This is a genomic window from Pseudoalteromonas sp. NC201 (genome assembly GCF_002850255.1).
In the GTDB taxonomy this organism is placed as follows: Bacteria; Pseudomonadota; Gammaproteobacteria; order Enterobacterales; family Alteromonadaceae; genus Pseudoalteromonas.
Window position 1 is genome coordinate 1,049,060 of the sequence record NZ_CP022522.1, and the last position, 23,734, is coordinate 1,072,793.

Here is a 23,734-nt window from a genome sequence, read left to right on the forward strand (position 1 = left end):
CATGATCTTAATTTCTATCATCATCGCGCTTATTATTGAACGACTTGGCGCGCGGGCGAATTACTGGCAAGTCGATTATTACCTGCAAAGTTACTATGCGAAAACCAAATCTTGGACCCAGCCAAATGCCATGTTGGGCTCGCATTTCGGTGTGATGCTTTGGTTAGTTATTCCTGCATTGGTCGTTGCTTTTATTTACAGTCTAAGTGACTTTGTATTTTGGCAGTTTGCAATCAATATCTGTGTGCTCCTAGTCTGTTTTGGTTGTGCAAAATATCGCAAGCTTTATAAAGGCTATTTAAATGCGCTGACCAGAGGTGATAACGAAGCGGCTACGCTTTATGCGTTACAAATGGGGCAAGACAAATTAGAAGATGAGCCGGGCGGCGAGACGTTTGGTCAGACGCTTTCGTGGATCAACTTTCAACATTACTGCGGAGTTATTTTTTGGTTTGTGGCGTTGGGCGCACCGGGTGCTGTGCTATATGCGATGGTAAGGCAAATTGTGCATTGGCATCATGAGCAAGAAAACCCGCCGCTACAGCATGTGTTTGAGCAGTTTTGCCGGTTATTTTATTGGCTAAATTGGCTTCCGGCACGGATCGCAAGCTTTGGTTTTTTGATCATTGGTAACTTTAGTAAAGGTACATCAAGTTGGTTGAAGTATGTACTAGATTTTAAAACCACAAATCGTCAAATCGTCACAAGCACTGCACTTGCGGCTGAGCAAATTGAACAGCAGTTTTTAGGTTGTACCTTTGAAGCAAGCTGTATGATGCGCCTCGTGAAGCGCAATATTTTGTTTTATCTCGTGATTATTGCTGTATTAACCTTATTTGGTTGGGTGGAGTAGCCCTAGCTGCAAATCACACCTACCTTTATAACAATGCTCCATATACCGTAAGCGTATAGGGAGCATTTGAAATCAGTGTTTAAAGTTGGTCTCTAACCAGCGTTTTTTCTGCTCTTCCATTTTGGTAACAAGCGGCGCATCAAAGCCCATATTTCGAATCACATAATCCGTAACGTCTATCAAATCACACACCCCAGTTACTGACCAAAGCGCTTCTTCTAGGTCTTTTGCTTTGTGGATTGCATAGTGGCTTACATAGCGCAGCTCATTCGCAAGATAATCCATATCTGGGCGGCCGGTTTTTGATACATAGAGCTGATAGACGAAGAGTAAGTCGTTGCGCAGTGCTTTTTTAGCATACAAGTACAAACTGTCAATAGACTCATCATGAGCGATAACTTGCGCACCGACCGCCTCATGTTGATTGGTTTGGTTTGGATTGAACTTAATAAACACCAAGTATTTAAGCGGTTTATCTTGTCGCGATTTCGCCTTTAGAATTTCTGTTAGCTTTTCTTCGACGAAGCGCTCGGGGAAAATCGCTTTGGCGTCCAAAGTGTTATCGTCATTATCACTAAACGAATGCAATAAGTGGTGAAGGGATGTCGGGTAAAGCCCCTGTCCAATTGCTCCCACCGCATTATGTGAGGTCTCTTTGTGTAAATAAAGTGGAAACTGACAAACGGATTTAGTCACCATGTTACGCAGTGCAAGTGATAGTCCCGGTACCTTTGGTGCTTCATCACAAGCAACTAGCTTGTCTTTATTACTCTCAATAAGGGCTTTAAAGAACCCCATGGCAGAATGGTCGAGTTGACCTATTTTCTGCACTTTCAAGTTAATGATAGTTTTAGTTTTATTGACCATCATCACTTCATAGCGCAAATTCGTTAAATTATGCTGCTTCGTCAATTTTTGTAAATCAACTAAGTCCAAATGTATCGAGTCACCTTTATTAAGCGGCATTTCTTGGCCGCACTCTATTTGTAAACCCATGACAGAAAAATCACGGGTAATGCAGTTGAAAGTGCCTTGACCATCAATATGAACGACGACATTGGTTTTATAAAGATAGCGCCTGTGTGCACGCAAGTTAACGTATTCTAACGCAACCACCTCAAGTGGAGGGGGGGTGGCTGACTTGCCGTGACCGAACTTCTTTAACTGATTAACTAAGCTTTGTTCATAACTCAGACGTTGGAATCGCTCAGTGATTGACGGGTTACCGATATCAGTCAGTAACATGAGATATTTTACGTCTTGGATAAAGCCTTGCACCCTCGGGGTGGGGCGTTTATTTAGCTTTTCGACATTTTTGCCTGCACTTGCGGGAAGCGAAAGCGGGATAAACGCATCCTCATGATGGCTTGGCATTAGTTGTACTTTAAACGTGCGCCAGCTGTCTTTTTGGCTGCCAAAGGCAAAAAACAGATCGTTTAGCTGCTGCATTTCTTCCAGCTCAAAGTCAAAGGCTGAGTAAAAGTACATTTTACCTTGACTAGAGTGAGTAAACACATGGCATACCGCTTCTTTTACCGCGCCACAAAGCGTTAGCAGTCGCTGCATTCGTTTTTGGTTGAAGACGGAATATAGGCTTGATTGCTTTCTTTCGTCTTCAAAGTAGTAATTGATGTAAGCGTTATTTTCGTTGGTAAGCACCATGCTTGGATAAAGTTGTTTTTGTTTCTCACTGATGAAAACAAACAAAGAGCAGACCCGTGGTAGATAGTATTGCTCATAGCCCTTACAAACAACGGCGTCCAGAGTGTTGTCGAGATTTATTTTATAACGGCGCTTATTACCGTGAATAAAGCTATTTAAAAAGTCATCAAACCCTTGGTTTTTCTCGATAAATGTACGTTTTAAGCGAACTTGATTATATTCAATCGTACCCGGTTCTACGGCGACGACTTCATACTGAATACCTTCTTTCAAGCCAAGTTCAAAGTCTTGCTCGAGACCCACCAAGCGGATCGAAATGATTTGTCCGGGATCTACTTGCTGATTGGTCGGTAATTTTATTTTAGCGCCGCTGAGGGAAATATCGGAGGTAGTAGCGGAAACCTTAGGACGATTTTTTGCCAGTTCCACTGTGATCTTAATGGAGTAATTCATGCGCTCTTCAGAGCGACTTTCGTATGACGCGAAACGAACGAGTTTAGTGTAGTTATGATTGACCGCGTCCTTTTCTACCTCTTCTTCGCGTGCTTGGGCCTGCTTTTGCATGACCTTATAATTATTGTCGGTACTCATTACGGATTCGTAAACTGCAAGGGTATAACCCCCGTGTTTAGCGACTTCTCGCTCGAATACCTCAATGGCCAAGTCATCCATAAAATGCTGTTTGCCTTCATATTCATAAGGCTTAACTTGACCTGCGACTTGTCCTCTGAGGTCAATAAATCGTGCCACGGGCTGAGATAGCCGCGACATTTCCATTTTTAGTAGAAATTGGTCCGGCTTGGACAGGTCCGCAGTACGTTGCTTAAATATGCGATCAAAAGCCGGATCGCCAAGATCCAGTTTTAAATCCTCAATTAAGCTTTGATATTTTTGTAATCTATCTTCAGGCATAAACAGTTTTACACGCGCTCATTTTATGTGACCAGTTGGGTCACCGCCAATATTATGTCAACATTGGCGCTTTATTAGTTTATTCTTAACCTATTATTGTGTTTAAGCAAGATATATACCTGTAATTTATGGCAAAAAAGAAAACAGCATTTGTATGTAGCGATTGTGGTGCCGAATTCGCGCGTTGGCAAGGCCAATGCTCGGAGTGTAAGGCATGGAATACCGTAACGGAGTTTCGCGTTCCGTCAGCAAAATCGGTCCCTCAAGGCGGTTCAACGTCAGGCTATGCCGGCCTTGTTGAAGCTAAAGTACAAACCTTAGATGAAGTTAACCTAGAGCAGTTACCGCGATTCTCAACTGGCTTTAAAGAGTTTGACCGTGTCCTTGGTGGTGGAGTTGTACCGGGAAGTGCAATATTAATCGGTGGTAGCCCCGGCGCTGGTAAGAGTACGGTGCTGCTGCAAACCATGTGTCGCCTTGCCGAAACCATGAACACTTTGTATGTCACCGGTGAAGAGTCGCTGCAACAAGTTGCCATGCGTGCGACACGATTGGGGCTGCCTACAAATAAGTTAAAAACACTCGCAGAAACCAATGTTGAGACGATTTGCCAGCTCGCACTTCGTGAAAAACCAAGCATTATGGTCATCGATTCGATTCAAGTAATGCATATGAGTGATATTCAATCTGCACCGGGGTCGGTTTCTCAAGTACGTGAAAGCGCGGCCTATTTGACGCGTTTTGCCAAAACCAATCAGGTCGCCATTATCATGGTGGGACACGTAACTAAAGACGGCACACTTGCCGGCCCTAAGGTGCTGGAGCATTGTATTGACTGCTCTATTTTACTGGAAGGCAGTGCCGACAGCCGCTTTAGAACATTGCGTGGCAATAAAAACCGTTTTGGTGCTGTAAACGAGTTGGGTGTGTTTGCGATGACAAGCCAAGGTCTAAAGGAAGTAAACAATCCTTCGGCCATTTTCTTAAATCGTGGTGAAGCGCAAACACCAGGCTCATTAGTTATGGTTATTTGGGAAGGCACGCGGCCACTCCTTGTGGAAGTTCAAGCGCTAGTCGACTATTCACAGCTCGCCAACCCGCGTCGCGTCACTGTTGGTTTGGAACAAAATCGTTTAGCCATGTTACTTGCGGTATTGCATCGTCACGGCGGTTTGCAGGTGTCGGATCAAGATGTGTTTGTAAACGTCGTAGGCGGTGTCAAAGTGACCGAAACCAGTGCTGATTTAGCCTTGATAGCTGCACTGGTTTCAAGCTTTAAAAATCAAACGTTAGACAGGCAGCTGGTGGTATTTGGTGAGGTGGGTCTTGGTGGTGAGATCCGCCCAGTGCCAAGTGGGCAAGAGCGATTGCGTGAAGCGTCCAAGCATGGATTTACAAGAGCAATTGTACCAAAAGCAAATAAACCAAAAGAAAATATTGAAGGGATGGAAATTGTTGCCGTCTCTAGCCTCAGCGAAGCGCTTGAGGCACTTTTTTAAATAATGGAGTGAAATATGAATAAGTCCACATTAGCAGTTGCCGTTGTGGTACTAGCGGGCGCAGGGTATGTTGGCGCCAACTATTATGTAAATGAGCAAGTGAAGCAAGAAATCACCAAGCAAATAGAAAACTTCGAACAAGACAGTGGCCTTACGGTGAGTTTTGCAAACAGCTCTGTTGATTTGTTTACCCGTGGTGTAGAAATTACCGACCTAACAATTTCACAAGTCGATGAAAATATTCCCATATTTACCATTGAGAAGTTAAATATTGTGGGTTACGAGCAAGACAAAATCAGCCCCTATACCGAGCTTGACCTAGTCGGTTTAAAATTAGCAAAAGAAGCTGAAGAGTTTACCCAAGGGATGTCGCCGGAGCTGGTGAATGCAACGTACCATTTGAATACAAGTCTCGCTTATGATGAAGCATCTGGCGCCAGCGAGTTTACATTCGCATCTTCTGCAGAAGGCATTGCAAAGAGCTCTTTTAATGCTGCGCTTGGAAACAGTAAGGCCCTTATGGATGCTTCATTAGCGGCATCAAAAATTCAAAGTGATACACCAAACCTTGAACAAGAGCTTCAAGTGCAGTCGCAAATGATGGCGGCAATGCAATCGCTCGAATTAAAATCGCTGGCTGTTAATATTGACAATGCAGGCAGCTTACCTCAGTTACTTGAGTCTGAAATTGCTCAGCAGGGTATGAGCAAGGCTGACTTTCAGGCGATTGTTGCCCAGCAACTACAAATGATGATGCTACCTGCTGAAATTCAAACGGCTGTGAATGACTTTGCCAATGGAATGGAGTCACTTTCTATATCTGTTTCGATACCACAAAGTCAAAGTATGATGGCTCTGGGGCAGCAATTATCTATGGCTATGGCGCAAAATCCAGAAACACTGTCGGAACTTATCGAGATCAACGCGAGCGGTAAGTAAAGCTAATCCAGCATGGTTAAAGGGATTTTGGGCTTGCTCCTAAATCCCTTCATCTCTCATAAGCCCACTCATTCGCAATATTAGTTTTACCAAATTGGTGAAATCTAAAGCAGCCTTGAGGTTGATCATACAATTCGTTGGAGTTGCAAAGGCTGCGGTGGTAGCATTGGAGTATCAATTGCTTGGGAATGTATTTATGAGCGAATTCAAAGACTACCAGCAAGCTCAATTGCTATTAGAAAAACACGAATTATTTATTGCCCCCGCCGAAGTTCACGGCACCATTTCTGGGCTATTGGCCTGTGGTCTGAATATCGAAGATTCAGAGTATTTAGGGCTATTGAGCGACGTATTCAACGACGGTCAAAAATTTTCAGCGCCAATTAGAGAATTTTGCATCGATTTATATAAGCAAGTTGCCGAGCACTTCAACGACGGCGAGTTCCAGTTTGAACTATATTTACCGCCAGAAGATGAGTCGTTACATGACCAAGCTAATGCACTGATTGCTTGGGTATCAGGCTTTTTACTGGGCTTTGGTTTAAAGCAAAAAGATTACGGTAAGTTATCTGCTGATGTTAAAGAAGTGATTAACGATTTTAGCGAAATAACTAAGCTTGATACTGGTTTTGAAGACAGCAACGACGATAAAGAAGCACTGCTCGAAGTGGTAGAATATGTGCGTGTTTCTACACTACTATGCTTTGCCGAGATGGGTAAAGAACCCCAGTCCGTTAGCACATCAAAGACGATACATTAATTATGATAAAAAACAGCGAGTTTGTAGCACGCCGTGCGCGTCTTATTGCGGCATTAGATAACAACGCCGTAGCGATTATTCCTGCGGCCGTAGAGTTAACCCGTAGCCGCGACACTGAATTTCCATTTCGCCAAGATAGCGACTTTTTTTACCTGACTGGATTTAAAGAGCCGGATGCGGTTTTGGTGCTTACGAAAGACAGAGACGGCAATGCGCAGTCTACGCTGTTTTGTCGTAATAAAGATAAGGTTGCTGAGATTTGGCATGGTCGCCGTATGGGCTATGAGCAAGCTAAATCGCAACTTGAACTTGACCAAACCTTTGCGCTGAGTGACTTAGACGACGAGCTATTAAATCTTGTGAATGGTCGCAAGGTATTATTCTACGGGCAAGGCACATATAGCGCCTTTGATGATAAGGTTTGGCAGTTACTAAGCACATTGCGTGGTGCACCGAAAAAGGGCTATCGCGCCCCTGAGATCATCAAAGATATTCGTCCACTCGTCCATGAAATGCGCTTATTTAAGTCGGCTGCTGAAATCGCCATCATGCGCGAAGCGGGCAGGATCAGTGCTGAGGCGCACAAACGCGCCATGCAGTTTGCCAAGCCGGGCGCAACGGAATACCAGCTTGAAGCTGAAATTCATCATCATTACGCAATGAATGGTGCGCGTCACCCAGCCTATGGCACCATTGTTGGCAGCGGTATCAATGCGACGATTTTACACTATACCGACAACTGTGATGCGCTACAAGATGGCGACTTAGTACTGATTGATTCGGGTTGTGAGCTTGAAGGCTATGCCGCTGATATAACTCGTACTTTCCCAGTAAACGGCCAGTTTACTGATGCGCAGCGCAAGATTTATGAGTTGGTATTGGCCGCGCAAAATGCCGCCTTTGGTGAAGTAAAACCGGGTGGTACATTAGTCAAAGCCAATCAAGTGGCGATGACCGTATTGACTCAAGGGCTAGTAGATTTAGGCATTCTTGCGGGCGACGTTAATGAACTCGTAGAAGCACAGGCATGCAAAGCTTTTTACATGCATGGTTTAGGTCATTGGCTAGGTCTTGATGTTCACGATGTCGGTGAATACAAGTTAGATGAAGCGGATCGTCCATTTGAACCTGGCATGGTACTCACCATTGAGCCGGGCCTGTATTTTGACGAAGATGCGCAAGTTCCTGATGAGTATAAAGGAATTGGCATTCGTATCGAAGATGATTTGTTGGTCACTGAGTCAGGCTATGAAAACTTAACCGTACTGGTGCCAAAAACCATCGCAGAAATAGAAGCATTAATGAATAACTAGTGGACACTTTGCGTGCAACAGTTTGATGTCGTCGTGGTTGGTGGTGGTATGGCAGGAGCCAGCGCCGCCATCGCCATAAAAAAAGTCTCTCCGCAGGCAAAGATTGCGGTTATTGAAGCCTTTGCGCCCAAAGGTAAGCAGCATCCAAGTTTTGACGACCGTAGTATTGCGCTTGCTGCGCAATCGGTCGCATTTTTGGGCGAGCTAAATCTATTTAATCCCGAGTGGCAGTACGTTGAGCCAATCACACAAGTGAATGTTTCAGACAGAGGTCACTTCGGTAAAGCGTGGATAAACCCTGAAGACTACAACCAAAAAGCGTTAGGCTATGTAGTTGAAGTCAATCCCTATGGCAGCTTTTTACACGAGCAGTTGAGCAATCTTGATATTGCACTGTTTTGCCCAAACCAAGTGGCGCATATACATCAACAACCAGAACAGGTTGAACTGACCCTCGATAATGGTGAGCAATTACAAAGCCGATTATTGGTTGTTGCGGATGGCGCGCAATCTCCCACGCGGGCTAAGCTCAATATCGGCTTTGATAGCATAGGCTACGAGCAAGGCGCATTGATTGCCAATGTGCAAATCGACACTGCTCATGGTGGTCAGGCGTTCGAGCGTTTTACCGAACATGGCCCGATGGCGCTGCTGCCAATGAGTGATAATCGTTATTCGCTGGTGTGGTGTATGCCAAATGAACACCTTAGCGAGTTTGAAGCGATGACAGCACACGAGTTTTTAGCTGCATTGCAGCAAGCCTTTGGTTATCGCGCCGGGCGCTTTGTGCAAGTGGGTATGAGAGCAAGCTATCCGCTAGTGCTTGGGCGAGTAGAGCAACTCACTCATCATCGCGTGGTGGTGATTGGCAATGCGGCGCATGCCATTCATCCCATTGCAGGACAGGGCTTTAATTTAGGTCTACGAGATATTCAAGTCCTAACCTCACAATGTCAGGCAAATACGCTTGAAGAGTGGGGAAGTTTTCAATTTACGCGTGCTTATCAACTGGCGCGAGCGCAAGATATTAATACGGTGATGACATTAACCGATGCGCTCGTTCGACTATTTTCAAACTCATCAAGAACCTTAGCCTTAGGCCGTAGTTTAGGTCTACTCACCATGGCGCTGTCCAAAACAGCAAGGGCGCCGCTGGCCAAGCAATTGATGGGATATAAAGGATAAAGGAGTTGGCATGCAACAAGTTCAAGTTTGTATTGTTGGTGGTGGATGTGTTGGTTTAACGCTGGCGCTAGGGCTTGCGCTGCAAAATATCTCGGTATTAGTGCTAGACAGTGGTGAAAAGCCAACACCATTGGCACAAGAATACAGCGCACGCGTGAGCGCGATAAGCGCTGCAAGTCAGGCTTTATTTGAGCGCTTGGGCGTGTGGTCTGATATTAAAGCGCAGCGCGCCGCAGCATATACTCGTATGGATGTACGCGATAAAGACAGCTTTGGTAAAATTGCCTTTGATAATGTCTCGTTAGACTTACCTGAGCTTGGTCACATCATTGAAAACGACGCCATTCGCTATGCCTTGTTAACAGCACTCGAAGCACAGCAATCGGCCAAACTGATGTGGAACACAAAATACCAAAGCTTGCACCAAACAGACACCGATGTGTTGCTAACGTTGGCTACTGGTGAACCTGTGATGGCGAAGCTAGTGGTGGCGGCTGATGGCGCACGTTCTGCTATTCGCCAGCAGTTTAATATGCCAATCACGTATTGGGATTATGACCACCATGCGCTGGTTGCAACGATAAAAACCGCAGCGCCACATGATGCAACGGCAAGACAAGTGTTCCTCCCTGATGGACCGCTGGCCTTTTTGCCGCTTGATGATCCACATACTCATTCAATTGTATGGTCTACCGCACCGGATAAAGCAAAGCAGCTACAAGCCATGCCGATAGAGGCGTTTAATAAAGCGTTGAGTGCTGCAATTGATATGCAGTGCGGTGTGTGTGAATTGATTAGCGAAAGACATGTTTTTCCATTGACCATGCGTTATGCAAAACAATGGGTGCAAGGGCGGATCGTTTTAATGGGCGACGCGGCACATACCATTCACCCGCTTGCAGGTCTTGGCATGAATTTAGGGCTAAAAGACGCTGCCTATTTGATCACCTTGTTATCAGCACCGCAAGAGCAATTTGCCAGCACACGGATACTGCGCCAATATGAGCGCAGCAGAAAAGCAGATGCTCAAAAGCATATTGCCATGATGCAAGGACTTAAAGAGCTGTTTGAAGGCAATCACCCGTTGAAAAAGCTAGTACGTGGCGTAGGCCTGAGTTTGGTCGACAACCTCGGCCCAATCAAACACCTGTTCGCCAAAGAAGCGATAGGCGGTAAATAAAAAGATTGCCGCGTAAAGCGGATCCCACAGAGGTTTTATATTGCTGGTAGGAGCGATTTTACATCGCGATCTTTTCAACAATCTCGTCGCGTAAAGCGTCTCCCACAGAGGTTTTATGTTGTTGGTCGGAGCGATTTTACATCGCGATCATTTCAACAATCTCGCCGCGTAAAGCGTCTCCCACAGAGGTTTTATGCTGCTGGTGGGAGCGATTTTACATCGCGATCATTTCAACAATCTCGCCGCGTAAAGCGGCTCCCACAGAGGTTTTGTGTTGTTGGTAGGAGCGGGCTTACCCCGCGATATTTTAACCTAACCTCAATGCGATAAACTCAGCGAGTTTATCTACGGCGTGGGCGGATTCTTGGGTGTTTTTGACAAGGCTGATACCGATTTGACCGAGTTCGGGTAATATTTGGGTTTGGGTCTGATAAGGCAGCTCTGCTGGCACGGTGCTTTTGGCTAGCACAGTGATCCCGAGTCCCTCTTTTAAAGCGGCGGTAAGGCCAGTTAAGTCGGCGTTGCTATATACGATACGGTATTGTAATCCAGCTTGCTGCAGCGCCTCGATAGCGCGGCGGCGATAAATACAGCCCTCCGGGGCGGTGACTAAAGTGACAACCGAATGCTGCGCAAGCGATAAATCGCCAACCCAGACCAGTTGGTCTTGCATAAACACCGGGTACTTGGATGAGCTAAGCTCTTCATTAAGCGCTAGCACCAAATCAAACTGGTCTTGCCTTACTACAGAAAGTAAGTGTTTACTTAATCTTGATTTAACTTCCAGCGCCACATCAGGATATAAAGAAACGAAATCGCCAATAATCGAGGGTAAGATCCTCGCTGCAAATTCGCTGGGAATGCCCAAACGCACTCGGCCTGTCACACTCTCAGAGGTAAATTGTTGAATAATTGCATCGTTCTGCTGCAACATTTGTTTGGCTAGGGGCAAAAGTAGCTCACCATATTGATTCAATACCTGTCTTTGGCCCTGCTTTTTAAACAGCTTGCAACCTAGCATGTCTTCTAAACGTTTGATTTGTAAGCTAACAGCTGGCTGAGATAAGCCAAGCAACTCACCGGCCTTGGCAAAGCCACCGACATCAACCACAGTGACCAGCGTTCTTAATCCATCAATTGATAAGTTTTTCATATAAGGAAATGCAATTTATAAAACCCAAGTACATTAATATTATTTATCAATTGATAAGTAAATACAATTTGTTGTTGAGTTTGCGCATCCTTATACTTTTGCTTATCGAAATTTCACTAAGGTAGTGCCATGAGCGTCACGCCAATTATCTTTGCAAAGCACCGTCAGGGCAGTGTTCCGGCGCAAAACCATTACATGCCAACTGATGCTGTTGTTGTACTCGATTTCAGCGGCTTTGAGACCACGCCTTTCTTAAGCCAAATTCTTGCACTTAACTTGAATAAGTTAATGGCACCGGGCTTAGGTTTTCAAGGCAAACTAGACAGTGGCGAAAATTTCGCCGTGTACTATTTTAGTGAAACGGCTTACCGTTTTGTTGTAAGTGAAAGCGCAGCTGCTGAGCTGGCAACACTGATTGATAGCCATGCTGACGAGTTTGATATTGAACTGGTTCGCCGTCATGATTTAGTTGCTGCTACCATAAGTGGTGAGCTTGCGTTTGAGCGTTTAGTCAGTGACTTTACGTTAACGCCAGGCCTTAGGATCTCAGATAAAAATGCCTGCTATGGCAAGCAAAGCGGTGAAGTATTTATTACGACCTTGCTGGTGGACGAACAGCAACAGTATCAGTTGATTGCGCTAGCTGCTGTGTTAGATAAGTGGCAAACGACGCTCACTGACGCTGGTTTTAAACTCGTTTCATAAATTCCGTGCAGTTATCGTAAGCGCGATAACAATAACCCCCTCAGCGCCAACCGATGGCGGCTGAGTAAAAAAGTGAAGGATAAGTATGACTTCTAAAACAGTACTACACGCGAAGCACCTAGAAGCTGGCGCGAAAATGGTAGACTTCCACGGTTGGGAAATGCCAATCAATTATGGCTCACAAATTGACGAGCACCACGCGGTGCGTACTGACGCGGGCATGTTTGACGTTTCACACATGACGATTGTTGATATCGAAGGTGTAGACGCAAAGGCATTTTTACAAAAGCTTGTTGCAAACGATGTAGCTAAGCTTACTGTGGCTGGTAAGGCGCTATACACAGGCATGCTAAACGAGCAGGGCGGTGTAATTGATGACCTTATCATTTACTTCTTCACTGAAACGCAATATCGCCTAGTAGTTAACTCTGCAACACGCGAAAAAGACCTTGCACATATCGGTGCGGTAGCAGCAGATTTTGAAGTGACAGTTACTGAGCGTCCTGAGTACGCGATGATTGCGGTACAAGGTCCAAACGCAAAAGCAAAAACAGCAACTATCCTAGACGAACAACAACAAGCGGCTGTTGAAGGCATGAAGCCATTCTTTGGTGTGCAAGCTGGCGACCTATTTATCGCAACAACGGGCTACACTGGTGAAGAGGGTTATGAGATCGTAGTACACAACGATGGTGCGGCGGACTTATGGCAAAAATTATTAGACGCAGGTGTGCGTCCAGCTGGCCTAGGTGCACGTGATACGCTACGTTTAGAAGCGGGCATGAACCTTTACGGCTCAGACATGGACGAGACGGTGTCTCCACTTGCAGCGAACATGGCATGGACAATTGCATGGGAGCCAGAGGAGCGTGACTTTATCGGTCGTGCAGCTATCACTAAACAACGTGCTGAGCAAAGCACTGATAAGCTGGTAGGTTTAGTCCTAGAAAGCAAAGGCGTATTACGTGGTGGTTCTAAAGTTATCGTAGAAGGTGGCGAAGGTGTTATTACTTCTGGTACATTCTCACCAACTTTAGGCTTCAGTGTAGCGCTTGCGCGTGTACCTCGTTCAATTGGCGAGACTGCACAAGTTGAAATGCGTAAGAAGCTAGTTGATGTTAAAGTAGTTAAGCCAAGCTTCGTTCGTAACGGCAAGTCAATTATCTAGTTTTTATAGATAATAAATAGAATAACATTGATGTCGCTCACGGGGTGACATCGCAACCGACCAAAGGAACAAAAAAATGAGCAACATTCCTAGCGAGTTAAAGTACGCTACTTCACACGAGTGGGTTCGCGCTGAAGGCAATGGCGAGTACACAGTAGGTATCACTGAGCACGCACAAGAACTTCTAGGCGACATGGTATTCGTTGAATTACCAGAAGTAGACGATGAAGTTGACGCGGGTGAAGACTGTGCAGTTGCTGAGTCTGTAAAAGCAGCATCAGACATCTACGCACCAATCGGCGGTACTATCATTGCGGTAAACGAAGACCTAGAAGATGCGCCTGAAACTGTAAACAACGATGCTTACGGCGACGGTTGGTTGTTCCGTATTAAAGCGTCTGATGAGTCTGAGCTAGATAACCTACTAGACGCTGAAGGCTACGCAAATTCAATCGACGAAGACTAATTTGTTGATAGTAATAAAAGCCCCTTTTTAGGGGCTTTTATTGTTGCTTTTTGGGCAAGGGTGCTTGCTCAAGGTATGACGAGCTCATGCCAACGTTTTTAGAATACTGCCGTTACCAAGGTATCTCATTTAGATAAAAACAGTATTCACCTTTTTCATTTGGATCATAGGAACCTGGACTAATGTCAAACGCCAAATCTCTTGAACAGTTAGAGCAAAAGCAAGATTTTATCCGCCGCCATATCGGGCCAAGCCCAGCACAGGTGAGCGAGATGCTAAGCGCTCTTGGAGTATCTAGTGTTGAAGAGCTGATCGGTCAAACTGTACCTGCTTCAATTCGTTTAGAAGAGGGCTTACAGATCGGTGAAAGCCGCACAGAAGTGGAAACCCTAAGTTACCTGAAATCAGTAGCAAGCAAAAACAAGGTTTTCAAATCTTATATCGGTCAAGGCTACCACCCAACTCACGTACCTCACGTTATCCTACGTAACGTACTTGAGAATCCGGGTTGGTACACTGCTTACACCCCTTATCAGCCAGAGATTGCGCAAGGTCGCTTGGAATCACTACTTAACTTCCAAACGCTGACTATGGACATTACCGGCCTAGACTTAGCCAGTGCATCACTACTTGACGAATCCACCGCAGCGGCAGAAGCAATGGCGCTTGCAAAACGTGTATCTAAAGCGAAAAAAGCAAACATCTTCTTTATTGCCGACGACGTACACGTACAAACTATCGACGTAGTATCTACGCGTGCTGAGCAGTTTGGTTTTGAAGTAGTAGTAGGTCCTGCTAGCGACGCTGCTAACCACGAGATTTTTGGTGCGCTATTCCAGTATCCAACAACATCAGGTGAAGTGGTTGACGTTACTGACCTAATCGCACAAGTACAAGACAAAAAAGCGATTGCCTGTGTTGCCGCAGATATCATGAGCTTAATGCTACTTAAAGCACCAGGAAAGCTAGGTGCAGACGTAGTGCTTGGTTCTGCACAGCGTTTTGGTGTACCAATGGGTTACGGCGGTCCACACGCGGCATTCTTTGCCACGCGTGATGCTTACAAGCGTTCACTACCAGGCCGTATTATTGGTGTGTCTAAAGACCGTTTAGGTAACGACGCGCTACGTATGGCGATGCAAACTCGTGAACAGCACATCCGCCGTGAAAAAGCCAACTCAAACATTTGTACTGCACAGGTGCTACTTGCGAACATGGCTGCGTTTTACGCGGTTTATCATGGTCCTCAAGGTCTTAAGATCATTGCTGAGCGCATTAATCGCCTTGCAAGCATTCTCGCAACGGGTCTTAAAGCAAAAGGCGTGGCACTGAAGCACGATACGTGGTTTGACACTATTACCGTTAAAGCGGACGACGCTGACAAACAAGCGGTTGTGGCGCGTGCAGTAGCAAAAGGCGTGAACTTTGCCCTTAACCACAACGGCGAATACTCAATTGCAGTAAACGAAACCACAACGCGTGCGGACGTAGCTGAGCTATTCGACATCATTTTAGGCGACGACCACGGCCTAAATGTAGATGCGCTAGACGCACAAGTATCAGGCGAGAACATCACAGGTATTCCTGCAAGCCTAGTGCGCGACGACGAAATTTTAACGCACGCAAACTTCAACAGCTATCACAGCGAAACCGAGATGCTGCGTTATATCAAGCGTCTTGAAAACAAAGATTTAGCACTAAACCACTCAATGATCTCATTGGGCTCGTGTACCATGAAGCTAAACGCAACCGCTGAAATGATCCCAGTAACTTGGCCTGAGTTTGCAGAGCTACACCCGTTCTGCCCAATCGACCAAGCACAAGGTTACAAGATCATGATGACTGAGCTGCACGACTGGCTTGTGAACATCACAGGTTACGACGCAGTATCACTACAGCCTAACTCAGGTGCACAAGGTGAATACGCAGGTCTTATCGCGATCCGTAAGTACCATGAGTCTCGCGGTGAAGGTCACCGTAATATCTGTTTGATCCCAAGTTCAGCGCACGGTACAAACCCAGCGTCTGCACAAATGGCAAGCATGAAAGTGGTTGTGGTTGACTGTGATAAAAACGGTAACATCGATATGGAAGACCTACGCGCGAAAGCCGCAGACGTAGCTGAAAACCTATCGTGCATCATGGTCACTTACCCGTCTACACACGGTGTATACGAAGAATCTATCCGTGAAGTATGCGACATCGTGCACCAGCACGGCGGCCAAGTATACATGGACGGCGCAAATATGAACGCGCAGGTTGGGGTAACTAGCCCAGGTTCAATCGGCTCTGACGTATCACACTTAAACCTACACAAAACATTCTGTATTCCACACGGTGGCGGTGGCCCAGGTGTTGGTCCTATCGGTGTTAAATCGCACCTAGCGCCATTTATGCCTAACCACAGCGTGATCAACGTGGAAGGCACAAACGTAGGTAACGGCGCGGTTTCTGCGGCACCTTACGGCTCTGCTGCTATTCTACCTATCTCGTGGGCATACATCGCGATGATGGGCAGCGAAGGCCTAAAACAAGCAACAGAAATGGCAATTGTAAACGCTAACTACCTAACGGCTAAGTTGAGCGAGCACTTCCCAATTCTATACCGTGGCCGTAACGACCGCGTTGCCCACGAATGTATTGTTGACCTTCGCCCACTGAAAGAAGCCACAGGCATTACCGAAATGGACGTTGCTAAGCGTCTACAAGACTACGGCTTCCACTCACCAACAATGTCGTTCCCAGTAGCGGGCACACTTATGGTTGAGCCAACGGAATCTGAGTCTAAGGTAGAAATCGACCGCTTTATCGAAGCCATGGTTTCTATCAAAGGTGAAATCGACAAGATTGCATCAGGCGAATGGTCTATTGAAGACAACCCATTAGTATTTGCACCACACACGCAAGCAGACGTACTAAGCAACGACTGGAACCGTGCATATGACCGCCTCGCAGCGGCATTCCCAGTACCAAGCGTAGCAAAAGACAAATTCTGGCCAACAGTAACCCGTATCGACGACGTATACGGCGACCGTAACCTAATTTGTTCTTGCCCAGCGGTTGATACTTACCGCGATGCGTAAGGGTTTGTAAATCGCGCTTTAGCGCGACTTAGCAAATATTGAAAAGCCGCCCTTTGTAAAAAAGGGCGGTTTTTTTGTGGGTGTGAATATGGTGAAGACTCATGTTTGACTCTTTTCTTGGTTTGTGGGAACGGCTTCACGCCGTGATCTTCTTTGTTACTGTCATGATTGACAGCAACTCCCTTCAACCGTAACTCGGGCTAAATAACTTGCTCGTTATGATGAGCTAGTTTCAGCATTCGCCTAATTGTTACGAATGAATAAGCAAATTTACCTGTGTCGCCCCAATATCAGGCTTTATCTTCAAATAGCGCATCCATGCGCTGGCATTACTCATCAATCGTTTGTTTTCAGGCATGATAAAAGAGGGAGGAGATCGCCTGCGAGCTTTGTGTTTTGGGTATTCAATCACGTGTTGCATTGCATCATAAACCTGCTCGTCATAATGAACTTGTTTCGGAGTCTCGGTTGACCCTTCAGAAGTTTCTAAGTGCTGTTAGTCGAGAATGTGTTGCTTGATGAATACAACCTGTATATCTTGGTAACTTAAAACTTTATTAACATTAAAGGGACTCTGCAAAAAAGAGTAATAATCGAGGATGACAAACAAAGGACGATTGCCAACTCTAGGCACTGATGACCCTGTTATCAGTGAAATAGCTTGGTTTATCAACACAATTTACCAACCCGCACAAGCTAAATATTCTAGGTTAAGCAAGTTAACTAGAACATTAAGTGCAGTCTCTATTCTGCTAGCTCTAGTATTTCTAAGCTACTTTGCTTTAAGTGTTTTGTTTCCAGAGCTGAAGCTATTCGCCACCTCCTTGATCTATGATGGTTATGAATATAACTTGGCTATTTTCCCCTCACTGATGCTTTTTCTTGCTGCAATTATTCTGAGTTTACGGATTCAGATTGTAGAAAAAAGCTGGCGAAAAACTGTTTTAAATAGCATGCCGTTGGTACAAGCTAGCGCATTCCTTTTGCTTTTGATGTTTTGCTTTAACCAAGCCGTAGTGGCTGCAGCAGGGCTACTCAACTTAGTTTCCTTTCTGGTTACTTACATGGTGAATCGGCTTTTTGGTTATACCTCGGCCGCTACGAGAAACCAAACTATGATTTATAACCTTAAGCGGTTGAAAAGAGAGTATGAAATAGCGAGTGTTGGCTGTGATGGATATGAGTTAGAAATTTTGCAAGAGGCAACATTCAAAGCTTTATTTCAACTAGAAAAAGATAACGTAAAGCGCTTAGATAAAGAAATTATGGGTGATCACTATACAGTTCACGACAGCGCGTTTAATGCATTAAAAGGATTAAGGAAGCCGTAATGAGTGATAGCGATGAGTATATTTTTGATTTAACTAGGGCTGAATATGATGACAGTTTCGGCGCTTCGAACAATTCACAAGAGCTCTGGCAAAAGTACGCTAAAGGTCAATTAGTTAACAATTTAAGGGCTATTTTAAAAGACGCAATAAGTTATGGCAATCAGCGAAATCAAAACAAGTCGGAAACTTGGTTATCCCATAACGCGATTTTAGTCACCAGCCCGAGAGGCTCAGGCAAAACCGTCTTTTTACGGAATTGCCAATCGATGTGGCAAAGCCGTGAGGGCAGCAAAGCGGACGAGTTTTCAGATGGCGACCTGTTATTTCTTGATGTTATCGACCCTACCATGCTGATGGCGCAAGATTCCTTTGCCAATGTTATCGTGGCGCAAATTTATCAGGTCGTGAGTAAAAAGCTTGATGAGTCAAATTGTTGTAATGACGAGGGAAGAGAGCAGCGCGATAAGTTTCACCGACGACTAAGGAAACTCGCGGATGCCATGGGTAAAACTAGTGAATTTAATGGTGCCAGTGGCATAGATAAAATTCTTAAATACAGCTCAGGTATACAGCTTGAAAACTATTTCCACTTATTTGTTGAATCCGCCATAAGCATACTTGGGTGCAAAGCGATTGCCGTTTCCATAGATGACGTTGATATGGCGATGGAGCGAGCATTCGAAGTCGTTGATGATGTTAGGCGGTTTTTAGGGTGCCCGTATTTAATTCCAATCGTCAGTGGTGAACTTAAGTTGTATGAGCATATGACCCAAAAGCATTTTGACGATAAAGCCTATGAGAATTTATGTCGGGATTCCGAATTGAAAAGAGAGGGGAAAAATATAAGTAAGGAATTAACAAAAGCCTACTTAACCAAGGTTTTCCCTTCACCAATGCGGATCACGCTTTTCTCAATTGAGCGTCTTCTAAATCGTATGCAGCTTAAATATGGTGATAAAAAGCAAGTCTCTTATTTAGATTATCAAGAGCATGTACTTAATCAGTTCTACTTTTTATGTCATAACCGAGATGCAAGAAGAAATTGGACACCGCCAAAGTCGGCTCGCGAACTGACTCAGCTGGTTCGAGCAATTCCACCACAGTATTTAACAGGGCTAGAAAGTGTAAGCAACATATCAAGTTACAGTGGCGAGAAAGAGGATGATGGTTATAAAGAACAGTTAATCCAAAAATATAGTAACTATAAAAACTGGGCATTACAGCAAGAAAATGGTGAAGCTCTATCCTTAGCCGAATCAGCAATCACTTTACTGCATGATAATGGTGGTTTATTCGATATTCGCAAGCTACTAGCATTTGACTTACTGGGTCAAACAGATGCTAATCTTTACCCTTGGGCAGAGTATAATGTTTTAGCCGAACAATTAGAGCGGTTGAATGAGTTACATAAACAAGGTGGTGATAAGATCAATAATAAAAAACTACTGGAAGATGTACTGAACCATACTGAAAGAAATAATAGAAATTGTTTAAAGTCAATGCCTCCACTAGAACCTCTCATTGATAAACTTTATATAACCCAGGGAGTGGCAAAGTATTATATAAAAAGATTGAAGACTAAAGAGGTAGATGAAAAAGAGTTACTTAAATCCGCCAATAAAATGGGCTGGAAAGTAGATTGGAAAGTAGAGGAAGAAGAAAAAATACCTATAAAGTATTATAATCCTGGTGAGGTGGTGCTTGACTTATATACAGAGTCAAGTGTTTATTCTACATTGAATAATAACTTCAAATTTGCTTTTTTCAGCCGTGCTTTTGAAATTTTAGCATACTCTCTTTTAATTGATAACGAAGAGAAGTCATTGTTAATAGATGTTTACTATATTTTACAGAGAAAGCCGTTTTATAGTTTACTTAGTTTAGCGGAAACTAAAATTGCCTTAGAGGGCGAGTCTGACGAGGACTCAAGGGAAGAGCTTGACCTTACAGTCCAGACCAGTGCCTTGGTATTGAGTGTAAAAATAAAAGAATGGCGACAAGAATACCGTGAGCTATTTGAAAAGCTTAGACCCGAAAAGCTTTTGCCTCTTTTGTCTTATTGTTTTAATGGTGCGTTTACCGCCTTGCACGTTATTAAAGGAAACTGCAGTAATGAAAAGGGAGGCAGTCGTCAGAAAAATAAAAATTTTACAGATGAACATCTTTCTGACACAGTTTTGCGCTTTAAATATAATGTTTTGAATGCAATTTATCGTAGTGGAATCAGAGGTGAAGCTGTTTATGCAAATGTACTGGTAGGTGCAAAGTCTAAAACCGTTAGAGATAAAGAGCAATTAAAGAAATATGAAAGAACCTACTCCAGAAATAAAAAAATAATTGAAGAGGAGCTAGAAATAACTCGAGCTGAAAGCTGCAAGGGAAATGATCCTTATGATACGGGAGAAAAGAGTGTAAATGTAGAAATGGTGCGAGCTAAAAAGTCATGTGAAAAATTAAACTTGATAAGAAAACTCCACGATGCTGTAGCTAAACACCCCATATTTACAATATTTCCTGAAGATGAAAAGTTATTTATTCTAGGGGAAATTAATAATCCCATAGTGAACGAAACAATTGTAGTTAATAAGCTTGGTGCTATTGTAAAAGAGGTTAATAGCAATAGCGCTATTTATACAATGCTTGAGAAAGTCGGAAATATATTGCCAAATGACAACCTTAATAAGGAGAGAGTTAAAACACTGGCGACTATATTAAGTAAGCATATTTCGGGCAATACAAGCAAACAAGCGACATTTTTAAGTTCAATTAAAAAATTGTTAGAGGAAGGCTCGCCGCTCACAGCAGCGGAAATTGAACGCTTACGCACGTCCCTTTTAAAGGTTCAAAGAGAACTAGAGGCAATGGGTGAAAGCTTTTTAAATTCAAAAGAGTTTGAAAAGCTAGACGAGAAACTTCAAAACCTAATTAAAGCAATTCTTAATTTGGATCTGGGTAATGATAAAGGTTAGTGATAAAGCGGCTGTATTCGCCGCGTTTTTATCATCCGATAGGTTTGTTGTGCCAGACGTCCAACAAAGATTCGATGACAAGGGTTGTAAGGTGCTAACCAAAGCGATTTTAGATTATCAACCCTACATTCATCGCAAGCTTCGCACGGATGATGTAGAAGCAATGATACAGCTGTATCAGTTGTCTGACGCTAGCTGTAATTTTCGTCCTCTATTGTCCTCACTAGCAGAGGAGTTTCTGGAGTGGCAGGGCAATTGTTTTGTGGTGAAACCTGAACGATTAAACGATTGGTTAGCACTATTGTCATTAGTGGACGGCAGCTGGGTTATCGCCATGGCCTATGCCAATTTACATCTGAGTTTTGGGTTTTCATCCCATGAACTTTCGCATTGTATAGAATCATTTCAATGCCCTTTTTCGCTACCAAGACAGGCCACCAAAGCGTTTGCGGATAACCATGTGCATCTAGGTGGACATGGTTATTTAGGTCCAAGTATGCTGAACTTTTGCTTATATGGTGCCAAAATTAATTCGGAAAGTTTTAAATGGCCAATACGCCCAGAATATACTGTGTTTGAAAGTGGCTTTATGGAAAAAGCAGACATTGCTGCTTATTGTGGATATCTTGGCGATGAGTTGGCTTATAGGGCTTTCTCCACTAAAGAGCAGAAAAGTTGCTTTGAACTGTTGCCAATCGGAGCATTCGAGTATAAAACCCTTGACGCTCTTACTTGTCAGAAACTTACCTCTGAAGCGCAAAGATTTATCTCCAAGGCAAATTGCGAGGTTATCCCATCTGCTAAGCGCTGGTTATTATATTTAACGGGATTACTAGTTGAACCTAGTATTGATGCTAAATCAATGCTGAGGTTAGTACGCTTTAGTAATATTTTGCGCAACTATATGGTGGTCTCTGGAGTTGGTCTTACGCAGTTTGTTAAAACCTTTGGTTTCAAGAGCAGAAAACAACGTGGTGATTACTTCACCTTACCAGATGGAGTAATAAATGAATCTTTAGCTGCTGATATCGATAGCGGTATTTACAGAGAGTTTCGCTCATCACCAGATACGCTAATTAGTGAGGAAGAGAGTTACCACTTAAATGTAGATAGTTTTTCAAAGTCGCTAAAGCAATTATATTTTAAAGCTTTAGCTGAAAACGCCCATTTTGTCTTACACTTTACACGGTCGGGTGATCGCTTTGACAAACTACAAGAAAGTACTCGCCAAGTATTACGTCAAAAAGTAGAGCTACTGCAGGACTTTTCCCATTCAATTAGTTTCTCTGAGCACGAGTTAAAAACGCTTCCGCAACTAAAACACGCAACCAGTTTTGATTTACGTAAAGCGATCCGGGGCTATGATGTTGCTGGCAATGAGAATGAACTACCTGTCGAGGTGTTTGCGCCAGCACTAAGAGTTCTTAGAGATGGTAAATTCCCAGCTGCGGGCCTAAAGTTTAATCGCTTACCCAAACCTTTTATCACACTTCATGCTGGAGAAGACTTTAGTCATTTGCTATCTGGGCTTCGCGCTATTGATGAAGCTGTAGTTTTTTGTGACTACCGCTCTGGAGATAGAATAGGTCATGCGCTAGCCCTTGGAGTGTGTCCTGTAATTTGGGCGCATAGGCAACAGACGGCTTACTTAACCGTGGGAGACCACTTAGATAATCTTGTTTGGTGTCACCAAAAGGCGTTGTCGGTTATCCAGTCTGTGCCTGATATGGTTGGAGTGCTGCCGTTGCTACAAGAAAAAATCCATTTTTGGAGCGAGTACCTGTATTTAGAAGCGCAACCACCAAAGCGTTTATATGATGCGTGGCTGTTAAGAAGAAATTGCCCAATTATTTTACAATCAGATTCTCATAAACCACTAAAGCTGCCCATTGTTGGACAGAACGATCCTAGGTTAAGTGGCTGGGTTATTGACTTTTCAGATGATTCAAGCGGGCCAAATCGAGAGAAGCATATTGAGCTTTGGGAAAAGTATATATTTGCGGGACAAGAGCCTGATTTTAATGCTCGACGAGATAAAGTGTTGAGTATAGATTGCACGGGACAAAGCAGTAGTGAGACTTTCGGTTTCAAACATGGTCGCTATTTCGACTCCGTTTCTGCTGCAGAATTAAACTTGTATCAGGCCATTCAAGATTGGCAAATGGAACATTATGCTAAAAAAGGTGTGGTATTAGAGGCGTGTCCAACTTCAAATATATTTATTGGACGCTTTGAGCACTACCATGAACATCCAATTTTCCGTTGGGATCCGGTAAATAAAGCTTGGTTAGAGCCAGGTGACAAATACAATTTGTTTGGGTTACGAAAGGGGGCCATTCCTACCTGCATTAATACTGACGATGCAGCATTGATGCCAACCACTATTGATAATGAACACAGAGTGTTGAAGCAGGCTGCTAGTTCGTATTTTGATGTAGGTGAGACGGTTGCTGAGGATTGGATTGAACGAATAAGGCAAAGAGGCCTTGAAACGTTTAGAAAAAACCATCTTGACTGGAGTAATTAAAGTGATTTGATGACGTTAAAAAACAACGA

Annotated in this window: 16 protein-coding genes; 14 read left to right on the forward strand and 2 right to left on the reverse strand. The window is 44.1% G+C overall.

Annotated elements, in window-relative coordinates; genetic code table 11:
- Position 1 precedes the first annotated feature (1 nt).
- On the forward strand, positions 2-853 hold the full coding sequence (gene ampE, locus PNC201_RS04260; protein WP_095727228.1) for a beta-lactamase regulator AmpE: 852 nt from the start codon (positions 2-4) through the stop codon (positions 851-853).
- Between the two features lie 72 nt (positions 854-925).
- On the opposite strand, the gene PNC201_RS04265 is transcribed toward ampE, so the two are convergent.
- Complete coding sequence (locus tag PNC201_RS04265; RefSeq protein ID WP_102056268.1) at positions 926-3,427, reverse strand: PilZ domain-containing protein; 2,502 nt, start codon at positions 3,425-3,427, stop codon at positions 926-928.
- 128 nt (positions 3,428-3,555) lie between these two features.
- Between PNC201_RS04265 and radA the strand changes: the two genes are divergently transcribed.
- From radA to PNC201_RS04295, 6 genes are all read left to right on the forward strand, one after another.
- Positions 3,556-4,926, forward strand: a complete 1,371-nt coding sequence (gene radA, locus PNC201_RS04270; protein ID WP_010370516.1) for a DNA repair protein RadA — start codon at positions 3,556-3,558, stop codon at positions 4,924-4,926.
- Positions 4,927-4,941: 15 nt separating this feature from the next.
- A complete protein-coding gene (locus PNC201_RS04275; RefSeq protein ID WP_102056269.1) occupies positions 4,942-5,865 on the forward strand; it encodes a DUF945 family protein in 924 nt (307 codons plus the stop codon).
- A gap of 196 nt (positions 5,866-6,061) precedes the next feature.
- Positions 6,062-6,625 (forward strand): UPF0149 family protein, encoded by a 564-nt coding sequence (locus tag PNC201_RS04280; RefSeq protein WP_026000986.1) that lies wholly within the window; start codon positions 6,062-6,064, stop codon positions 6,623-6,625.
- A 2-nt stretch (positions 6,626-6,627) separates the two neighbouring features.
- Positions 6,628-7,938: a Xaa-Pro aminopeptidase gene (gene pepP / locus PNC201_RS04285; protein WP_102056270.1), complete on the forward strand. Its 1,311-nt coding sequence runs from the start codon at positions 6,628-6,630 to the stop codon at positions 7,936-7,938.
- Between the two features lie 12 nt (positions 7,939-7,950).
- Positions 7,951-9,123, forward strand: coding sequence for a 2-octaprenyl-6-methoxyphenyl hydroxylase (gene ubiH / locus PNC201_RS04290; protein ID WP_039491971.1), 1,173 nt, complete (start codon positions 7,951-7,953; stop codon positions 9,121-9,123).
- 10 nt (positions 9,124-9,133) lie between these two features.
- The gene (locus PNC201_RS04295; RefSeq protein ID WP_102056271.1) at positions 9,134-10,303 is read left to right on the forward strand and encodes an FAD-dependent monooxygenase; all 1,170 of its coding nucleotides are present in this window, start codon (positions 9,134-9,136) and stop codon (positions 10,301-10,303) included.
- A 307-nt stretch (positions 10,304-10,610) separates the two neighbouring features.
- Here PNC201_RS04295 and PNC201_RS04300 read toward each other — a convergent pair whose 3' ends face one another.
- Positions 10,611-11,456 (reverse strand): LysR family transcriptional regulator, encoded by an 846-nt coding sequence (locus PNC201_RS04300; protein WP_010370532.1) that lies wholly within the window; start codon positions 11,454-11,456, stop codon positions 10,611-10,613.
- Between the two features lie 129 nt (positions 11,457-11,585).
- Between PNC201_RS04300 and PNC201_RS04305 the strand changes: the two genes are divergently transcribed.
- The 7 genes from PNC201_RS04305 (at position 11,586) to rdrB (ending at position 23,705) form a co-directional block, all read left to right on the forward strand.
- The gene (locus tag PNC201_RS04305; RefSeq protein WP_102056272.1) at positions 11,586-12,161 is read left to right on the forward strand and encodes a hypothetical protein; all 576 of its coding nucleotides are present in this window, start codon (positions 11,586-11,588) and stop codon (positions 12,159-12,161) included.
- 85 nt (positions 12,162-12,246) lie between these two features.
- Entirely contained in the window at positions 12,247-13,329 is a 1,083-nt protein-coding gene (gene gcvT / locus PNC201_RS04310; RefSeq protein ID WP_102056273.1) for a glycine cleavage system aminomethyltransferase GcvT, read from the forward strand.
- Between the two features lie 76 nt (positions 13,330-13,405).
- Positions 13,406-13,795 carry a glycine cleavage system protein GcvH gene (gcvH, locus tag PNC201_RS04315; protein ID WP_095727220.1) on the forward strand — a complete coding sequence of 130 codons (390 nt, stop codon included), beginning with the start codon at positions 13,406-13,408 and terminating at the stop codon, positions 13,793-13,795.
- A gap of 182 nt (positions 13,796-13,977) precedes the next feature.
- Positions 13,978-16,878 carry an aminomethyl-transferring glycine dehydrogenase gene (gene gcvP, locus PNC201_RS04320; RefSeq protein ID WP_102056274.1) on the forward strand — a complete coding sequence of 967 codons (2,901 nt, stop codon included), beginning with the start codon at positions 13,978-13,980 and terminating at the stop codon, positions 16,876-16,878.
- A 599-nt stretch (positions 16,879-17,477) separates the two neighbouring features.
- A complete protein-coding gene (locus PNC201_RS04325) occupies positions 17,478-18,209 on the forward strand; it encodes a hypothetical protein (protein ID WP_102056275.1) in 732 nt (243 codons plus the stop codon).
- On the forward strand, positions 18,209-21,178 hold the full coding sequence (locus PNC201_RS04330; protein WP_102056276.1) for a hypothetical protein: 2,970 nt from the start codon (positions 18,209-18,211) through the stop codon (positions 21,176-21,178). The genes PNC201_RS04325 and PNC201_RS04330 overlap by 1 nt, the downstream gene beginning before the upstream one ends.
- The gene (rdrB, locus tag PNC201_RS04335; RefSeq protein ID WP_102056277.1) at positions 21,165-23,705 is read left to right on the forward strand and encodes an antiviral RADAR system adenosine deaminase RdrB; all 2,541 of its coding nucleotides are present in this window, start codon (positions 21,165-21,167) and stop codon (positions 23,703-23,705) included. Before PNC201_RS04330 ends, rdrB begins: the two co-directional genes overlap by 14 nt.
- Positions 23,706-23,734: the final 29 nt, after the last annotated feature.

Excerpts from the sequence above, each read along its gene's own strand:
- ampE (WP_095727228.1), top strand. The coding sequence starts at position 2 with ATGATCTTAATTTCTATCATCATCGCGCTTATTATTGAACGACTTGGC.
- PNC201_RS04265 (WP_102056268.1), bottom strand. The coding sequence starts at position 3,427 with ATGCCTGAAGATAGATTACAAAAATATCAAAGCTTAATTGAGGATTTA.
- radA (WP_010370516.1), top strand. The coding sequence starts at position 3,556 with ATGGCAAAAAAGAAAACAGCATTTGTATGTAGCGATTGTGGTGCCGAA.
- PNC201_RS04275 (WP_102056269.1), top strand. The coding sequence starts at position 4,942 with ATGAATAAGTCCACATTAGCAGTTGCCGTTGTGGTACTAGCGGGCGCA.
- PNC201_RS04280 (WP_026000986.1), top strand. The coding sequence starts at position 6,062 with ATGAGCGAATTCAAAGACTACCAGCAAGCTCAATTGCTATTAGAAAAA.
- pepP (WP_102056270.1), top strand. The coding sequence starts at position 6,628 with ATGATAAAAAACAGCGAGTTTGTAGCACGCCGTGCGCGTCTTATTGCG.
- PNC201_RS04295 (WP_102056271.1), top strand. The coding sequence starts at position 9,134 with ATGCAACAAGTTCAAGTTTGTATTGTTGGTGGTGGATGTGTTGGTTTA.
- PNC201_RS04300 (WP_010370532.1), bottom strand. The coding sequence starts at position 11,456 with ATGAAAAACTTATCAATTGATGGATTAAGAACGCTGGTCACTGTGGTT.
- PNC201_RS04305 (WP_102056272.1), top strand. The coding sequence starts at position 11,586 with ATGAGCGTCACGCCAATTATCTTTGCAAAGCACCGTCAGGGCAGTGTT.
- gcvT (WP_102056273.1), top strand. The coding sequence starts at position 12,247 with ATGACTTCTAAAACAGTACTACACGCGAAGCACCTAGAAGCTGGCGCG.
- gcvH (WP_095727220.1), top strand. The coding sequence starts at position 13,406 with ATGAGCAACATTCCTAGCGAGTTAAAGTACGCTACTTCACACGAGTGG.
- gcvP (WP_102056274.1), top strand. The coding sequence starts at position 13,978 with ATGTCAAACGCCAAATCTCTTGAACAGTTAGAGCAAAAGCAAGATTTT.
- PNC201_RS04325 (WP_102056275.1), top strand. The coding sequence starts at position 17,478 with ATGACAAACAAAGGACGATTGCCAACTCTAGGCACTGATGACCCTGTT.
- PNC201_RS04330 (WP_102056276.1), top strand. The coding sequence starts at position 18,209 with ATGAGTGATAGCGATGAGTATATTTTTGATTTAACTAGGGCTGAATAT.
- rdrB (WP_102056277.1), top strand. The coding sequence starts at position 21,165 with ATGATAAAGGTTAGTGATAAAGCGGCTGTATTCGCCGCGTTTTTATCA.